Raw genomic sequence first — 15,499 nt, 5'->3', positions numbered from 1 at the left:
TTCACCGGCCGCGATCTTGCGTCGCGGCGCGGCGGTGGGGCCCGCCGTACCCGAACCGCGGCTCGGCCGCCGCCAACGGTCCCTACTTGCGATGACGTGTGCCCCCTGAGGCCCGGCGAGTAGGAGAAGTACGTCCATGACAGTCCCGCACCCCGAGCGAGTCGGCACCCCCGACGCTCCCGTAGGTCCGCCCGCCCGTCGCGCGTCCTCCTGGGACGGCCAGGGGCCGGTGGTGGCGATGGTCGCGCTCGGCGGAGCGCTCGGCGCCACCGCCCGGTACGGGGCGGCCCGGCTGTGGCCGGTGGAGACCGGCGGCTTCCCCTGGACCACGTTCTGGGTGAACGTCGCCGGCTGCGCCCTGATCGGCGTCTTCATGGTCGTCATCACCGACGTGTGGGCGGCCCACCGCCTGGTGCGGCCCTTCTTCGGCACCGGGGTGCTCGGCGGATTCACCACCTTCTCGACCTACGCCGTCGACATCCGGGGACTTCTCGACGAGGGTCACCCCGTGACCGGGTTCGCCTATCTCGCGGCGACCCTGATCGCGGCGCTCACGGCGGTATGGCTCGCGGTCACGGTGACCCGCCGCGCGCTGGCGGGGAGGCGGCGATGACCCGGCTGACCGGCAGCGCCCTACGTGTGACGATCTTCATCGGCGAGAACGACGTCTGGCACCACAGGCCGCTCTACACGGAGATCGTGCACCGCGCCCGCGCGGCGGGCCTGGCAGGCGCCAGCGTCTTCCGTGGGATCGAGGGCTTCGGCGCCTCCTCGCTGATCCACACCTCGCGGCTGCTGTCGCTGAGCGAGGATCTTCCGGTGGCGATCGTCATCGTGGACACCGAGGAACGCGTCCGCGCCTTCCTCCCGCAGCTCGACGAACTCGTCGGGGAGGGGCTGGTGATCCTCGACGACTGTGAGGTCGTCCGGTACACGGGCCGCGACGCCGAGTCCGGCGAAACGGGCAGGGAGGGTAAGAAGTAGTTGTGAACTGGCTGCTGGTGATCGTCGGCGGAATGCTCGGCGCACCCCTGCGCTACCTGACCGACCGTGCGGTGCAGACCCGGCACGACACCGTCTTCCCGTGGGGCACCTTCACGGTCAACGTGGTCGGCTGCCTGGTTCTCGGCCTGCTGACCGGCGCGGTCACGGCGGGCGCGGCGGGCCAACACCTTCAGCTGTTCCTCGGTACCGGTCTGTGCGGGGCACTGACCACGTACTCCACGTTCTCGTACGAGACACTACGGCTGACCGAGACCGGAGCGGGGTTCTACGCTGCGGCGAACGTGATCGTGAGCGTGGCGGCCGGGCTCGGCGCGGCATTCGCGGGGGTTTCGTTCGCGCAAGCCGTGTGGGCCTAGACCTTGCGTGTGACCCGGGCATAGTAAGACTGTCTACAGCACTGTCGACCAACTCCTCAGAACTGGATTCCATGAGCGTCATCAACGTCGGTCAGGCCGTCGTCCTCGGAGTCGTCGAGGGAGTGACCGAGTTCCTCCCCGTCTCCTCCACCGGCCATCTCAAGATCACCGAGGGGCTGATGAACATCCCCGTCGACGACGACGCCGTCGTCGGGTTCTCCGCGGTCATCCAGGTCGGCGCCATCGCCGCCGTGCTCGTGTACTTCTTCAAGGACATCGTGCGGATCGTCTCCGCCTGGGGGCTCGGACTGCGCGACAAGGAGGAGCGTCACCATCACGACTACAAGTTCGCCTGGTGGGTGATCTACGCGACCATCCCGATCGTGGTCGTCGGCCTCGCCGCGAAGCCGCTCATCGAGGGGCCGCTGGCCTCGCTGTGGGTGGTCGCGGCCTCACTGATCGTCGGCAGTGGTGTGATGTGGGCGGCCGACCAGATGGGCCGGCACAAGCGCGGCGAGGACGACACCTCGTTCAAGGACGCGATGCTGGTGGGCAGTTCGCAGATCCTGGCGCTGCTCTTCCCGGGCTTCTCGCGCTCCGGCGCCACGATGTCGACCGCGCTCATCCTCGACCTGGACCGGGTGGCCGCGACCCGGCTCTCCTTCTTCCTCGGCATCCCGGCGCTGACCGGCGCCGGGATCTACGAGCTGAAGGACGCCCTGGGCACCGGGGTCGGAGCCGCGCCGCTGGCCGTCGGCACGATCGTGTCGTTCGTGGTCGCCTACGGCTCGATCGCCTGGCTGCTGAAGTTCGTCGCCAAGCACTCCTTCAACGCCTTCGTGATCTACCGCATCGTGATCGGGGTGGCGCTGCTCGGACTGCTCGCGACGGGCACCCTCAGCAGCTGACCACCGCGGGGCGTGAGGTCGCGCCGTCATCTCCGTGACCTCATGCCCCGAAGGCGGTGCCGCGAAGGCGGCGCCACGAAGGCGGCGCCACGGAGGCCTCGCCACCGGACAGGGCGCCACCGGACAGAGCGCCACCGGACAGAGCGCCACCGGACTCGGCCCGGGAAAGGGCCGTTGCCCGCCGCTCGGCCGGCGGCCACGCCAGGCCGGAGCCGGTCGCGGGCCGCGCCCGTCGCGGGCGGCCCGAGCCGGATGAGCATCCGGACCGGCGGGGCGGCACAATGGTGATCATGTCCGCGTCGCTGTCGTCCCCGACGTTCCTGCCGGTCCTGGAACGCATCGCCACCGAGATCGAACAGACACCCGGCCGCGGACGGCCCGCCGACTACATCCCGGCGCTGGCCGCCTGCGACCCCCGGCGCTTCGGCATGGCCGTGGCGGAGCTCGACGGCACGGTGTACGGGGTCGGGGACTGGCGGCAGCCGTTCTCCACCCAGTCCATCACCAAGGTCTTCACCCTCGCCCTCGACCTGGCCCGCGAGGGCGACGAGCTGTGGGAGCACGTGGGCCGCGAGCCCTCGGGCAACCCCTTCAACTCGCTGGTGCAGCTGGAATACGAGAACGGCATCCCGCGCAACCCCTTCATCAACGCCGGTGCCCTCGTCGTCACCGACCGGCTGCAGACCCGGACCGGCGACGCGGCGGGCGCCCTGCTCGGGTTCCTGCGCGCCGAGAGCGGCAACGCCGCCCTCACCTTCGACAAGGACGTGGCCGCCTCGGAGGCCCGGCACGGCGACCGCAACGCGGCCCTCGGCCACTTCATGGCGTCGTACGGCAACATCGACAACCCGGTGCCCGTCCTCCTCGACCAGTACTTCCGGCAGTGCTCGATCGAGGCGTCCTGCGCCGACCTCGCGCTCGCCACCGGCTTCCTGGCCCGGCACGGCATCCGGGCGGACGGCTCCCGGCTGCTCACCCGCAGCCAGGCCAAACAGGTCAACGCGGTGATGCTCACCTGCGGCACCTACGACGCGGCCGGCGAGTTCGCCTACCGGGTCGGCCTGCCCGGCAAGAGCGGCGTCGGCGGCGGCATCATCGCGGTGGTCCCGGGCCGCTGCACCCTGTGCGTCTGGGGACCGGGCCTGGACGAGCGGGGGAACTCGGTCGCCGGGGTGGCGGCCCTGGACCGCTTCACCACACTGACCGGACTGTCGGTGTTCTGAGTACCGGCGGCGCGGCCCGCGAGAACGGCACCCCCGCCCGCTCCGGAAAGAGACGGGAAACCCCGCGACGGCCCCGGCGCACCCGCACGCCACGCGGAGGTAACTCGACCGCCCCCGCCCGGAGGGCATCACGTCGCTTTCCGGCCACCCGCCCTTGACACGCTTCCCAAGTGTTGGCCAAGGCTTACCCCGTCGATCTCCGCCGCTGCCAGGCTCTGGGCCTGGCCGGCACCGCCTTCCTCGCCCTGGGCGGTGAGACGGCCGGCGCCCTGCCCGCGCACGACCTCCTCGCCCCCGGCTCCAGCCGCGCGGTACTCGGGCTGGTCGGGGTGTATTTCGGCGTCGTCCTGCTGATCGCCGCGTGGGCACTGCTCGGCACGGTCGTGCGCGGCCCCGAACCGCCCACCCCGCGCGCCCTGCTGCTCGTGCTGGCCGCGTGGGCGGCCCCGCTGCTGCTCGCCCCGCCGCTGTTCAGCAGGGACGTGTACAGCTATCTCGCCCAGGGCGCCATGGTCGACGCGCACATCGACGTCTACGCGCACGGGCCCGCACAACTCGGCGGCCCGCTCGCCGACGAGGTGGCACCGGTGTGGCAGCAGACCACCACGCCGTACGGCCCGGTGTTCCTCGCCGTCGCCTCCGCGCTGTCCGGCCTGACCCGCGGCGAGATACCGGCCGGACTGCTCGGCATGCGCCTGGTCGCCCTGCTCGGTGTCGCGCTGATGGCGGCGGCGCTGCCCCGGCTGGCCCGGCACAGCGGTGCCGATCCGGCCGCGGCGCTGTGGCTCGGCGCGCTCAACCCGCTCGTCCTGCTGCACCTGGTCGCCGGCGCGCACAACGACGCCATCATGCTCGGGCTGCTCGGGGTCGGCCTGGTCGCCGCACGCGGCCGGTGGCACGTCGTGGGCGTCGTCCTCATCACCCTCGCCGCCCTGGTCAAGGCACCCGCCGTGCTCGGCCTGCTGGCGGTCGTGGCACTGCGCGGGCGGCACGGCGCGGTGCGGACCGTCCTGACCACCGCGGGCGTCGCGCTCGCCACCACCGTCGCGGCCACCGCGGCCGCCGGGACCGGATACGGCTGGATAGCCGCCCTGAAGACCCCGGTCTCCCCGCACAACTGGTCGCTCACCAGCCTGCTCGGCCGGGGCACCGCCGCCGTGCTGGGGGACCTCGGCAGCGGCCTCGCACCGCTCGCCATGCCCGCCTGGCACGCGACCGGACTGGTCGTGACCGTGCTCGTCGTCCTGTTCATCTGGCTGCGCCTGCGGCCGGGCCCCATCTACGCGCTGGGGCTCAGCCTGGGCGCGGTCGCCGTGTTCGGACCGGCGATCCGCCCCTGGTACGCCCTGTGGGGCCTGTTCCTCATCGCCGCGGCGGCACCGAGCGGTACGGTGCGCCACCGCGTCGCGGCCGCCAGCGGAGTGCTCGCGCTCGCCGTGCTGCCGAGCGGAGCGCCCGCGGACGTCGGCCAGGTGGTACTGGCCGTCTCCGGCGGAGCGCTCGCCCTCGTCGTCCTCTGGCAGGCCCGTCAGGCGGCTGTGACCGGGCCGCGGCCCCCGATGCTGGGAGGGACCGCGTGAGGGCGCCGGAGACCGGCGGCCGGCGGCTGCTCCTCGTCTGCGTACTGGCCACCGCCGTGGCCGTGTTCACCGCCACCGTGCCGCTGCTGCGCGACTGGTTCGACCTGCGCGTGTACTACGGCACCGTCGACGCCTGGACCCATCAGGGCGGCGGCATCTACGACTACCTGCTGCCGGGGACGACGTACGGCTTCACCTATCCGCCGTTCGCGGCCCTCACCATGCTGCCGATGGCACTGGTGGGAGAGCGCACGGCGATCGCGCTCGCGCTGCTCCTCAACCTCGTGGCGCTGGCCGCCGTGGTGTGGATCCTCGTCGGGCCGGCGCTGCGCCGCTACGGCTGGTTCGGCTTCGCCCTCGCCGGCTGCGCGCTCGCCCTGTTCGAGCCCGTCCGCGACACCTTCAGCTTCGGACAGGTGAACCTGCTGCTGCTGGCCCTCGTGCTGAGCGACGCCTGGCTGCTGTCCACCGGCCGGGGCCGCCGGGCGGGCGTCGGCATCGGACTGGCCGCGGCCGTCAAACTCACCCCCGCGATCTTCATCGGCCTGCTGCTGCTCGCGCGGCGCTGGCGGGCGGCCGGGGTCGCGACGGCCGTCACCGCGGGCGCCACCGCCCTGGCGGCGTGGGTGGCGCCGGGCCCGTCGCGTGTGTACTGGACCGAGGCGCTGTGGGACACCGGCCGCATCGGACGTCTCGACTACGTCTCCAACCAGTCGCTCCAGGGCGTCCTGGCCCGGCTCGCGGCACCGGGCGAACCGAGCCGGGCCGCCTGGGCGACGGCGGTCCTGCTGGCCCTGAGCGTGTGGGCGTGGCGGACCTCGCGGGCCGTCTCGGACGAGGACTGGACGGCCGCGTTCGCCCTCACCGGGCTCGCCGCCTGCCTGGTCAGTCCGATCACCTGGGTGCACCACCTGGTCTGGCTGCTGCCGTCCTTCGCCGTGCTGCTGCACCGGCGCCGTACGCGGGTCGCGGCCGTGCTGTACGCGGTCCTGTGCAGCAGCGTGGTGTGGCTGTGGTTCGACGACGCCTCCGGCCTCGACGGATTCCTGGGCAGCAACGCCTATACGTGGATCACGCTGGGCCTGCTGCTGTGGCTGCCGGTGGGTCAGCCGCGGCCGGCCCGCCCGTTCTTGAGCCGCAGGGCGAAGGCCACTCCGCCCGCGCCGAGTCCGGCCGCGCCCATGATCCCGGCCGTCTCCGGCCAGCCGACGTCGGCGCCGTCGTTCTCCGGGAGCGTGGGAGGCGCGGGCGCGGCCGGCCTCGGCAGCGCGGGGGTCCGGGCCTCGAGGATCGACCCGACGGGATCGACGTGCCCGGCGGACGCGAAGCCCCAGTCGAGCAGCGCCCGCGCCTCCTCGTACACCGTCAACCCGCCGCCCGCCTGAGGGTTCATCACCGTGACCACGAGGGTGCGGCCGCCCTGTCGCGCGGCCGCGACGAGCGTGTTGCCCGCCTTGGTGGTGTAGCCGTTCTTGACCCCGAGCAGGCCCGGGTACGGCTCCACCCCGTCGGCTCCGGTCAGCAGCCGGTTGGTGTTCTCGATCCGGTACGGGAAGTCGGCGCCCGGGAAGGTGGCCTGGGCGGTGGAGCAGTACCGCGCGAACTCCGGGTTGAGCAGTCCGGCCCGTCCGAAGACGGCGAGGTCGTACGCCGACGAGACCTGACCGGGTGTGTCGTAGCCGTCGGGCGAGACGACTTCGGTGTCGCGGGCGCCCAGCTCGCGGGCCTTGGCCTGCATCTGGTCGGCGGTCTTCTGCCAGCCGCCGTTCATCGCGGCCAGCACGTGCACGGCGTCGCTGCCGGAGTTGAGGAAGACGCCGCGCCACAGGTCGGCGACCCGGTAGGTGCGCCCCGCGGCGACGCCCACCAGGCTGCTGCCTTCCCCGATGCCCTGCAACTCGGCCCCCTTGACGGTGTGCCGGACGGTGCCGGGCAGCGTCGGGAGCACGGTCAGCGCGAACAGGGTCTTGAGGGTGCTGGCGGGCGCGAGTCGGCGGTGCGCGTTGTGCGCCGCGAGCACGTCACCGGTCCGGGCGTCGGCCACCAGCCACGAGAGCGCGGAGACGTCGGGGACCGTGGGCGCCCCGGCCCGTGGCAGTACCCGGGTTCCGGGTGCCTGGAGTGACGGCGGTTCGGAGGGTTTGGGGCTCGACAGGCCCGGAGCGGGACTCCGGCCGGAGCCCGAGTGCGCCAGGGCCGGGCCCGGGGCGAGGGCCAGCGCGCCGACCACGCAGACGACGGAGCAGGAGACGGCGCGAGAGACAGCAGCCCAGGGTGCGAATCCGATAGTCATACCGAAAACGTAGGAACGGAGTCGCTCTGCGCGGGGATGCCGGGCCCGAGCGAGCGGATCGAGCACCCGGATGCCGCACGCGAACGCGTCCGGGAGGGGTCAGGCGGTGGGAAGGGTGGGCTGGACCTGGCGCAGGAAGGCCGCGTTGTCCGGGGTGGCGCGCATCCGCTCCAGGAGGGTCTCCAGGGCGGCCTGGCTGTCCCGGGTCTGCAGGGCGCGTCGCAGCCCGCGCACGGCCGACAACTCGTTCGGGGCCAGCAGGAGTTCCTCGCGCCGGGTGCCGGACGGAGTGACGTCGACGGCCGGGAAGATCCGCCGGGAGGCGGTCAGGCGGTCGAGGCGCAGCTCCATGTTGCCGGTGCCCTTGAGCTCCTCGAAGAAGAAGTCGTCGGCGCGGGAGCCGGTCTCGACCAGGGCGGTGGCCAGGATGGTGAGCGAGCCGCCCTCCTCGGCGAGACGCGCGGCGCCGAAGAGCTTCTTGGGGCCGTGCAGCGCGGCCGCGTCGACGCCGCCGCTGAGGGTGCGGCCACCGGCGGCGGCCGCGTTGTTGTGGGCCCGGCACAGCCGGGTGAGGGAGTCCATCAGGATGACGACGTCCTCGCCCTGTTCGACGAGGCGCTTGGCACGTTCGACGACGAGTTCCGCGAGCGCGATGTGCTGCTTCGGCGTCTGGTCGAAGGTCGAGGCGTAGACCTCGCCCCGGACGGAGCGCCGCATGTCGGTCACTTCTTCGGGCCGCTCGTCGAGCAGGACCACCATCAGACGGCATTGGGGATGGTTGCCCGCGACGGCGGCGGCGATCTGCTGGAGCAGTACCGTCTTGCCGGTCTTGGGCGGGGCGACGATCAGTCCGCGCTGGCCCTTTCCGACGGGCGAGACGAGGTCCATGACGCGTCCGGCCATACCGCTCGCCGGGTGTTCCAGGCGGAGGCGTTCGCGGGGGTGCAGCGGGGTGAGGTCGCGGAAGTGGGGGCGGCGCCGCAGTTCCTCCGGTGCCCGGCCGTTGATCCGTTCGACCTCGGTGAGGGCGCGGGGGCCGCCGCGTACGCCTTCGACGGTGTCGCCCTTGCGCAGGCCGTGACGGCGGATCAGCGCGGCGGACACCTGGACGTCGGCCGATGTGGGCAGGCAGGTGCCGGTGCCGCGCAGGTATCCCTGGCCGCCCGGGGCGATGTCGAGGACACCGGCGGTGCGGGCCGGGAGGTGCTGTCGTACGGGAGGGTGTTCGAGTGTGGTGGTCATGAGAGGGGGTCCTTTCGAGGACGGGTTCATGAGGTCATGAGGAAGGGAAGGGGAGGTGCCGGGGGGAGGCGGTGTGCTCACGCCTCCGTACGGCGGGGAGACCACCTGAGGAGCCACGCCTGGGCGTGCTCGGAAGGTGGTACGAGGAAGCTGACGGCCGGTCGGACACGACGGGCGGGTCAGCGAGAAGAAGGAAGATCGGCACCGGCGCCCGGGACGGGGCGTACACAAGTGCTGTACGCACTGTACCACCTGACGGCCAGATGTCGCTGTGAGGTGTGCCTCAGTGCGCTTCGGCGTACATCAGTCCGCGGTGCGGTGTCCGGCGAGCAGGCCGTAGAGCAGCGGGATGCGTGGCTCGCTCTCCGGCAGCCGCCACCAGCCGGACGGTGTACGGGTCATCTGCGGCCAGCGCGGCCAGGGCAGTTCGTCGCTCTCCCGCAGCCGCCGGATGTCGAACCCCGCTCCGATCAGCGCGTTGACGACGTCGCCCAGCCCGTGCATCCACTCGTAGCTGTCGGTCGAACCCCGCACGGCGGGTCCGTCCGTGTACGTGTACGTGGCGTCCCGGTGCACGGCGTCGCGGCCGCCCAGGTAGTCGTGGCGCAGCAGCAGTCGGCCGTCGTCGCCCGGCGCCGGTTTGGGGCCCAGCGAGTTGAGCAGGGGGTGGAACTCGGCGATGTACAACCGCCCCTCCGGGCGCAGCAGGTGGGAGATGACCGCCGCCCAGCGGTCCAGGTCGGGCAGATAGCACAGGGCGCCCTTGCCGGTGTAGATCACGTCGAACCGGCGCCCCTCCAGGGCCTCGACGGCGTCGTACACGTTGGCCCGTACGTAGGTGACGTCCGCGCCCGCCCGTGCGGCGATGCCGGCCGCGGCCGTCACGGAGGCCTCGGAGATGTCGAGCCCCACGGCGTGTGCGCCCCGCTCGGCCAGGGCGATCGTCTCGGTGCCCAGGTGGCACTGGAGATGGAGCAGATCGCGGCCGGACAGCTCGCCGAGGTCCTCCCACTCGAAGGCGGCGAACCAGCGGGCGGGGTCGAGTCTCTGGTGCAGCCCGTAGAAGTGGCTGGCGAGGTGAACGGGGGTCCGCGCGTCCCAGTTGGCCTGGTTGGCCCGCATCATCCGCGTGTGCTCGTCGGTCATGGGCTCTTCGGTCATGGCTCCATCCAACCGTGCGCGGAGGGCGGTCGGTGGGAGGAACGCCCGCGTCGCCGGAACCGGCCGTGCGCCAAGGACGAGCCGCGCGCCGGAGACCCCCGCCCGGCGGGAACCGCCCGGACTCCAGGTGAGCCCGCCACGACGGCCGGAAGATGTGGCCCAACCAGTCGTCGAGCGCCTCTCGTTGACCGTACGATCTGCGCGGAACCGCACGTCGTACGACATCCGTCCCTCCCGTCGTGGTCAGGAGAACCGGTGGACACCTCGCCCCGCACGCCGCACCGTATGGACCCGGCCGGCGGCTGCCCGCACGCCGACAACGCGCGGCTCCTGGAGCGGGGCGCCGTCGCCGCGGTCGTGCTGCCCGGCGAGGTGGACGGCATGGCCGTGCTCGGCCACGCGGCCTTGAGGGATTTCCTCGCGCACCCCGAAGTCGCCAAGGGAGCCACGCACTTCACCGCGCTGCGGGAGGACCGGATCGCGCCGGGCTGGCCGCTCGCGACCTTCGCCACCGTGCGGGGGATGACGACCGCGGACGGCGACGACCACCGGCGGCTGCGGTCACTGGTGAGCAAGGCGTTCACCGCACGCCGGGTGGAAGAACTACGGCCCCGGATCGAGGAGTTGACGGCCGAGCTGCTGGACGACCTGGCCCGGGCGGCCGGTCGGGACGGCGGTGTGGCCGATCTGCGGCGGCACTTCGCGATGCCGCTGCCGATGGGGGTCATCGGCGAACTGCTCGGGGTCGACGCCGAGCACCGCGAACGGCTGCACCGGCTGTCGAACCAGGTGGTCGCCACGGACATCGGACCCGAGAAGGCGCTCGCGGCCAACCGCGAACTGGTGGCCGTGCTGACGGCCGTGGCCGCCGCTCGGGGCGAGCGGCCGGGCGACGATCTCACCAGTGCGCTGATCGCGGCCCGCGACGAGGACGGCGACCGGCTCAGCCAGGAGGAACTCATCGGCACCCTGGTGCTGATGATCATCGCCGGGCACGAGACCACGCTCAACCTCCTCACCAACGCCGTACGGGCGCTGTGCGGCCACCGGGATCAGCTGCGGATGGTCCTCGAGGGCGAGGTGAGCTGGGCGGACGTGGTCGAGGAGACACTGCGCTGGGACGCGCCCGTCAGCTATTTCCCCTTCCGCTATCCGGTCCGGGACCTCACGATCGACGGCACGGTGATCCCCCGGGGCACCCCGGTGCTCGCCGGGTACTCGGCGGCGGGACGGGACCCGGCGGTGCACGGTCCGGACGCCGCGCGTTTCGACGTCACCCGGCCGGGCCGGCCCGACGCCGTCCGTCATCTCTCCCTCGGGCACGGCGCCCACTACTGCCTGGGCGCCCCGCTCGCGCGCATGGAGGCGACGATCGCGCTGGAGCGGCTGTTCGCCCGCTTCCCCGATCTCGAACCGGCCCTGCCCGAGGCCGGGCTCGTCCGCCACTCCAGCTTCGTCGGCAACAGCGTGCGGGCGCTTCCGGTGCGGCTCGGCGCCCCTCGCGGCTGATCGGGCGTTCCTCCCGCCGCGGATCGGGCGCCTCCCCCCCCGTAGGACGCAGGCCGTGTGCGCCCCCCGTCCGCGAAAGATGTGCGAGGCGTGTCGATTCGGCGCGCTGCCGTTCGTCGGTGGGGTGTAAGAAGCTCTTGAGCACCGGGAGGAACCATGAAGTACATGCTGCTGGTCTGCGGTGACGACACCGCCGACGCCTCCGGCATGGCCCCCGTCGAACCCTGGGTCGAGGAGCTGAGCGCCGAACGAAGCGTACGGCTGCACGGCCACCGCCTGCGTCTGCCCGCCGACGCGGTCACCGTACGGGTGCGCGGCGGCGAGGTGCTGCGCACCGACGGACCGTTCGCGGAGACGAAGGAGTACGTCGCCGGGTACGACATCCTGGAGTGCGCCACCCTGGAGGAGGCCGTCGAGGCGGCCGCGAAGCACCCCGTCGCGTCCGTCGGCGCCATGGAGGTCCGCGCGTTCTGGGAGGACGAGGACGCCGAAGGGGAGATCCGCCGGCTCGACGCGGAAGTGACCGCCGCCGTCCGCGACCACGACGTCGACCGGGCGATGGCCTGCTACGCGCCGGACGTCGAGGTCTTCCATCCCGTCAGCGCTGGGGAACAGAGCGGGGCCGGAGCCCTGCGCAAGGCGGTGGAGCTCTGGTTCTCCGGGGTGGCCGGACCGGTCGAGCGCGAGGTGCTCGACCTCCGGATCCGGGTCGACGAGAGCATCGCGTTCGGCCACGCGCTCGTACGGACGCGCGCCGCGCTCGCCGACGGCGGGAAACTGGACACCACGGAGCGGGTGACCACCGGCTACCGGCTGGCCGGCGACCGCTGGCAGATCGTCCACCAGCACATGTCGGTCCCGGGCGACGCATCCGCCGTCACACGGAACGAGGAGGGCCGGTCATGAAGTACGTCCTGTTCATCTGCACCCCTGTCGGCGGTGAGGAGCTGAGCCCCGAGGAGATCGCCGACGACCCCCGCTTCACCTCCTACATCGAGGAGGTGCGCAGCCGCGACCTGGTCAAGGGCGGCGCGCGGCTGCGGCCGTCCACCGACGCCACGACCGTCCGTGTCCAGGGCGACGAGGTCCTGCTCAGCGACGGGCCGTTCCTGGAGTCGAAGGAGTACGTCGCGGGCATCGACATCATCGAAGTGGCCGACCTCGACGAGGCCATCGCGCTCGCGTCCCGGCACCCGGCGGCGCTGGCCGGCGGCTCGGTGGAGGTACGGCCGGTCTGGGAGTGAACGGGAATCCGGGAGCGGGGGACGTCGAGGGCGCGGTCGCCTCGGCCTTCCGCGAGGAATGGGGCCAGGTCGTCGCCACCCTGATCCGGGTGACCGGCGACTGGGACCTCGCCGAGGAGTGCGCGCAGGACGCCTTCGCCCAGGCCCTGGACCGGTGGCGGCGCGACGGGGTTCCGCGCCGCCCCGGAGCCTGGCTGACCACGACCGCGCGCCATCGCGCCCTGGACGTGCTGCGCCGGGAGGCGGTGGGTGCGGAGAAACTGCGGGAGGTGGCGGTGCTGGCGCGGCACGAGGGACCGTACGACCCGGAACACGAAGACGGCGGCGGAGTGGTGGACGACCGGCTGCGGCTGATCTTCACCTGCTGTCACCCCGCGCTGCCCATCGAGGCCCGGGTGGCCCTCACCCTCCGGACGCTGGCCGGGCTGACCACGTCCGAGATCGCCCGCGCCTTCCTCGTCCCCGAGGCGACGATGGCACAGCGGCTGGTGCGGGCCAAGCGGAAGATCCGCAACGCGGGGATCCCCTACCGTGTTCCGCCCGCGCATCTGCTGCCCGAGCGCACCACCGGCGTCCTCGGCGTGGTCTACCTGCTCTTCAACGAGGGGTACGCCGCCACGTCCGGAGCGGATCTGGTGCGGGCGAGCCTGTGCGCGGAGGCGGTCCGTCTCGCCCGTGTGCTGGCCCTGCTCATGCCCGACGAACCCGAAGTGCTCGGCCTGCTGGCGCTGTTGCTGCTGCACGACTCCCGCCGGGCCACCCGGGTGGACGCGGCCGGTGAACTGGTGACGCTGGAGGACCAGGACCGTACGGCGTGGGACCGGGCCGCGATCGACGAGGGCGCCGCCCTGTTGGAGACCGCCCTGCGCCGTGGGCGTCCGGGGCCGTACCAGATCCAGGCCGCCATCGCCGCCTGCCACACCACCGCCGCGACGGCCGGGGAGACGGACTGGGCCGACATCGCCGCGCTGTACGGGGAGTTGGCGCGTCTCGTGCCCTCCGCGGTGGTGCGGCTCAACCGTGCGGTGGCGGTGGGCATGGCCGAGGGCCCGGCGGCGGGGCTGGCGCTGGTGGCGGAACTGGAGCGGACGGGCGAGCTGGACGGATACCACCTGCTGGCCGCCACCCGGGCGGACCTGCTGCGCAGGACGGGGCGTACGGCGGAGGCGGCCGAGGCGTACGCCAGGGCGCTGGAACTGGTCGAGAACGAGGCCGAGCGGCGCTTTCTGGAGAGGCGCCTCGCGGAGTGCCGATCCGGGTAGCCCGGGTTCGACGGCGCTCCGCCCCGACCGCGGGTCCCCTCGCGACCGGGGCCCGGCCGGGGGCCCACGGCTCACCTGTCGAGTTCGAAGACCCCGTACGCGAAACCGTCGGCGGTGACGGAGGAGCCGTCGAGGCGGACACCGGCGGTCTCCAGCGGCCGGGCGCCACGGACCCCGTCGAGCGTGCAACTCACACCGTTCCGCGCCGGGTTGAGGACCACGAGATAGCGGCCGCCCCGCAGGTGGACGAAGGGATATCCGGAGTGCAGCACCTGCACCGAGCCGTCCGGGCCGAGCTCCGGTGCGGCGGAGCGCAGGGCGATGAGGCGGCGGACGAGGTGCAGGAGCGAGTTCTCGTCGGCGCGCTGCGCGGCGACGCTGGGACGGGTCGGTGACGGGTCGAGGGGAAGGTAGAGGCGGTCCGCCGGAGCGGTGGAGAAGCCGGCGTTCGGGCCGTCGTCCCACTGCATCGGGGTACGCGAACCCGCGCGGTTGTAGCGCGGGCCGAGCACACTGCCCTCCTTGTCGGGCAGGTCAGGGACGTAGCGCATACCGATCTCGTCGCCGTAGTAGATCGCCGGGAGTGTCGGCCAGGTGAGCTGGAAGGCGAAGGCGACCGGCAGTTGTTCCGCCGTGCGGGGACCGCAGTTGAGGCGGGAGAAGTCGTGGTTGGCGGTGGGCAGGGAGATGAAGCCGCTCGCGCCGAGTGTGCCGGACGCCCGGCGCCAGGCCTCGACGAAGGGCTCGGGCGAGCCCAGGCCGCTCGGGTCGAAGAAGCAGTCGAGCGGGTCCCAGGCCTCGTTGACCGTCCCCGTGCCGTTGCTCCACAGCGACCGCAGCGCGAGCCCGTCGGTGTCGCCGCCGAACTGCAGGAAGAAGTCGGCGTGGAAGCCCGCGGGAACGGAGACCTCCGGCTCGCCCCACTCCGAGAGCAGCACCGCGTCCGGATGCGCGTCGTCCAGCCAGTGGCGCAACTCGCCCCAGACTGCGGCTGTTTCGCGCCGCCCGGGGTCGTCCTTGACGAGCGACGCGGCCATGTCGACACGGAAGCCGGACAGGCCGAGGCCCAGCCAGTGATCCATGATCGTACGCAGCGCCGCCCGGTTGGCGCGCGGGCCCTCGGCGTCCACCGGGCCGCGCCATGGCTCCGCCGGATTCCCGCGCGCGTAGCCGAAGTTGAGGGCGGGCTGGAAGGCGAAGAAGTTGGGGAGATACGCGCCCGGCCGCGTGCCGGGGGAGGGGACGAAGCCGTCCGGGCGGCCCTCGGGCGCCCAGATGTAGCGGTCGTCGGCCGGGTCGTCGGCGGCGGCCGTGAACCACGGGTGCTCGTCGGAGGTGTGCCCGGCGACCAGGTCCAGCAGAACCCGGATGCCGCGCCGGCCCGCCTGGTCCACCAGCTCGGCGAGGTCGTCGGCGGAGCCGTGGCGGGGGGCCACGGCCAGGTGGTCGGAGACGTCGTATCCGGCGTCGCGGAACGGCGACACGAAGCAGGGGTTGAGCCACACGGTGTTGACGCCCAGCCACGCGAGGTGGTCGAGGCGCTCGGTGATCCCGTGGAAGTCACCGATGCCGTCGCCGTTCGAGTCGGCGAAGGACTGCGGGTAGATCTGGTAGAAGACGGCGTCGGCCAGCCAGCCGGGGGCGGGACGGAACGAAGTCATGAAAGGGACCTTAGGCCAGCGCACCGGGCAGGCGCTGCCCCTGAGCGGCCGGCCC

14 protein-coding genes and 1 pseudogene are annotated in these 15,499 nt (G+C 72.7%); 11 read left to right on the top strand and 4 right to left on the bottom strand.

Annotated features, from left to right (window positions below):
* Positions 1-136 precede the first annotated feature (136 nt).
* The 7 genes from crcB (HEP85_RS04625) (at position 137) to HEP85_RS04595 (ending at position 6,457) form a co-directional block, all read left to right on the top strand.
* Positions 137-613 (top strand): fluoride efflux transporter CrcB, encoded by a 477-nt coding sequence (gene crcB, locus HEP85_RS04625; protein WP_168526428.1) that lies wholly within the window; start codon positions 137-139, stop codon positions 611-613.
* The gene (locus tag HEP85_RS04620; RefSeq protein WP_168526426.1) at positions 610-984 is read left to right on the top strand and encodes a DUF190 domain-containing protein; all 375 of its coding nucleotides are present in this window, start codon (positions 610-612) and stop codon (positions 982-984) included. The genes crcB (HEP85_RS04625) and HEP85_RS04620 overlap by 4 nt, the downstream gene beginning before the upstream one ends.
* Positions 985-986: 2 nt before the next feature.
* Positions 987-1,361, top strand: coding sequence for a fluoride efflux transporter CrcB (gene crcB / locus HEP85_RS04615; protein ID WP_168526424.1), 375 nt, complete (start codon positions 987-989; stop codon positions 1,359-1,361).
* Positions 1,362-1,432: 71 nt separating this feature from the next.
* A complete protein-coding gene (locus HEP85_RS04610) occupies positions 1,433-2,269 on the top strand; it encodes an undecaprenyl-diphosphate phosphatase (RefSeq protein WP_168526422.1) in 837 nt (278 codons plus the stop codon).
* 281 nt (positions 2,270-2,550) lie between these two features.
* Complete coding sequence (locus HEP85_RS04605; RefSeq protein WP_168526420.1) at positions 2,551-3,492, top strand: glutaminase; 942 nt, start codon at positions 2,551-2,553, stop codon at positions 3,490-3,492.
* A gap of 170 nt (positions 3,493-3,662) precedes the next feature.
* The gene (gene mptB / locus HEP85_RS04600; protein WP_329525520.1) at positions 3,663-5,072 is read left to right on the top strand and encodes a polyprenol phosphomannose-dependent alpha 1,6 mannosyltransferase MptB; all 1,410 of its coding nucleotides are present in this window, start codon (positions 3,663-3,665) and stop codon (positions 5,070-5,072) included.
* Positions 5,069-6,457 carry a glycosyltransferase 87 family protein gene (locus HEP85_RS04595; protein ID WP_369657590.1) on the top strand — a complete coding sequence of 463 codons (1,389 nt, stop codon included), beginning with the start codon at positions 5,069-5,071 and terminating at the stop codon, positions 6,455-6,457. Before mptB ends, HEP85_RS04595 begins: the two co-directional genes overlap by 4 nt.
* Before the next feature lie 11 nt (positions 6,458-6,468).
* Here the strand turns inward: HEP85_RS04595 and HEP85_RS04590 are convergent.
* The 3 genes and pseudogenes from HEP85_RS04590 to HEP85_RS04580 form a co-directional block, all read right to left on the bottom strand.
* Positions 6,469-7,365, bottom strand: a pseudogene (locus HEP85_RS04590) (D-alanyl-D-alanine carboxypeptidase family protein); the annotation flags it as partial.
* Positions 7,366-7,464: 99 nt separating this feature from the next.
* Positions 7,465-8,607 carry a transcription termination factor Rho gene (rho, locus tag HEP85_RS04585; protein ID WP_168526416.1) on the bottom strand — a complete coding sequence of 381 codons (1,143 nt, stop codon included), beginning with the start codon at positions 8,605-8,607 and terminating at the stop codon, positions 7,465-7,467.
* A gap of 303 nt (positions 8,608-8,910) precedes the next feature.
* A complete protein-coding gene (locus HEP85_RS04580) occupies positions 8,911-9,753 on the bottom strand; it encodes a bifunctional 2-polyprenyl-6-hydroxyphenol methylase/3-demethylubiquinol 3-O-methyltransferase UbiG (RefSeq protein WP_168533333.1) in 843 nt (280 codons plus the stop codon).
* A 270-nt stretch (positions 9,754-10,023) separates the two neighbouring features.
* Here HEP85_RS04580 and HEP85_RS04575 point away from each other — a divergent pair, with 270 nt between their 5' ends.
* From HEP85_RS04575 to HEP85_RS04560, 4 genes are all read left to right on the top strand, one after another.
* Positions 10,024-11,277, top strand: coding sequence for a cytochrome P450 (locus tag HEP85_RS04575; protein WP_168526414.1), 1,254 nt, complete (start codon positions 10,024-10,026; stop codon positions 11,275-11,277).
* A 156-nt stretch (positions 11,278-11,433) separates the two neighbouring features.
* Positions 11,434-12,183, top strand: coding sequence for a nuclear transport factor 2 family protein (locus HEP85_RS04570; RefSeq protein ID WP_168526412.1), 750 nt, complete (start codon positions 11,434-11,436; stop codon positions 12,181-12,183).
* The gene (locus tag HEP85_RS04565) at positions 12,180-12,521 is read left to right on the top strand and encodes a YciI family protein (protein WP_168526410.1); all 342 of its coding nucleotides are present in this window, start codon (positions 12,180-12,182) and stop codon (positions 12,519-12,521) included. Before HEP85_RS04570 ends, HEP85_RS04565 begins: the two co-directional genes overlap by 4 nt.
* On the top strand, positions 12,518-13,783 hold the full coding sequence (locus HEP85_RS04560; RefSeq protein WP_168526408.1) for an RNA polymerase sigma factor: 1,266 nt from the start codon (positions 12,518-12,520) through the stop codon (positions 13,781-13,783). The genes HEP85_RS04565 and HEP85_RS04560 overlap by 4 nt, the downstream gene beginning before the upstream one ends.
* Before the next feature lie 71 nt (positions 13,784-13,854).
* Here HEP85_RS04560 and HEP85_RS04555 read toward each other — a convergent pair whose 3' ends face one another.
* Positions 13,855-15,444, bottom strand: coding sequence for an alpha-amylase family glycosyl hydrolase (locus HEP85_RS04555; RefSeq protein ID WP_168526406.1), 1,590 nt, complete (start codon positions 15,442-15,444; stop codon positions 13,855-13,857).
* Between the last annotated feature and the right edge of the window lie 55 nt (positions 15,445-15,499).

The organism is Streptomyces sp. RPA4-2 (genome assembly GCF_012273515.2).
GTDB classification, from domain to species: domain Bacteria; phylum Actinomycetota; class Actinomycetes; order Streptomycetales; family Streptomycetaceae; genus Streptomyces; species Streptomyces kaempferi.
The sequence above is the reverse complement of the archived record's forward strand: the minus strand, read 5'-3'. Positions and strand labels throughout refer to the sequence as shown.

What these genes read in the sequence shown, in the direction of transcription:
- HEP85_RS04570 (WP_168526412.1), top strand. Translation starts at nt 11,434, where the DNA reads ATGAAGTACATGCTGCTGGTCTGCGGTGACGACACCGCCGACGCCTCC.
- HEP85_RS04610 (WP_168526422.1), top strand. Translation starts at nt 1,433, where the DNA reads ATGAGCGTCATCAACGTCGGTCAGGCCGTCGTCCTCGGAGTCGTCGAG.
- HEP85_RS04620 (WP_168526426.1), top strand. Translation starts at nt 610, where the DNA reads ATGACCCGGCTGACCGGCAGCGCCCTACGTGTGACGATCTTCATCGGC.
- HEP85_RS04565 (WP_168526410.1), top strand. Translation starts at nt 12,180, where the DNA reads ATGAAGTACGTCCTGTTCATCTGCACCCCTGTCGGCGGTGAGGAGCTG.
- HEP85_RS04555 (WP_168526406.1), bottom strand. Translation starts at nt 15,444, where the DNA reads ATGACTTCGTTCCGTCCCGCCCCCGGCTGGCTGGCCGACGCCGTCTTC.
- HEP85_RS04605 (WP_168526420.1), top strand. Translation starts at nt 2,551, where the DNA reads ATGGTGATCATGTCCGCGTCGCTGTCGTCCCCGACGTTCCTGCCGGTC.
- crcB (WP_168526428.1), top strand. Translation starts at nt 137, where the DNA reads ATGACAGTCCCGCACCCCGAGCGAGTCGGCACCCCCGACGCTCCCGTA.
- HEP85_RS04580 (WP_168533333.1), bottom strand. Translation starts at nt 9,753, where the DNA reads ATGACCGACGAGCACACGCGGATGATGCGGGCCAACCAGGCCAACTGG.
- rho (WP_168526416.1), bottom strand. Translation starts at nt 8,607, where the DNA reads ATGACCACCACACTCGAACACCCTCCCGTACGACAGCACCTCCCGGCC.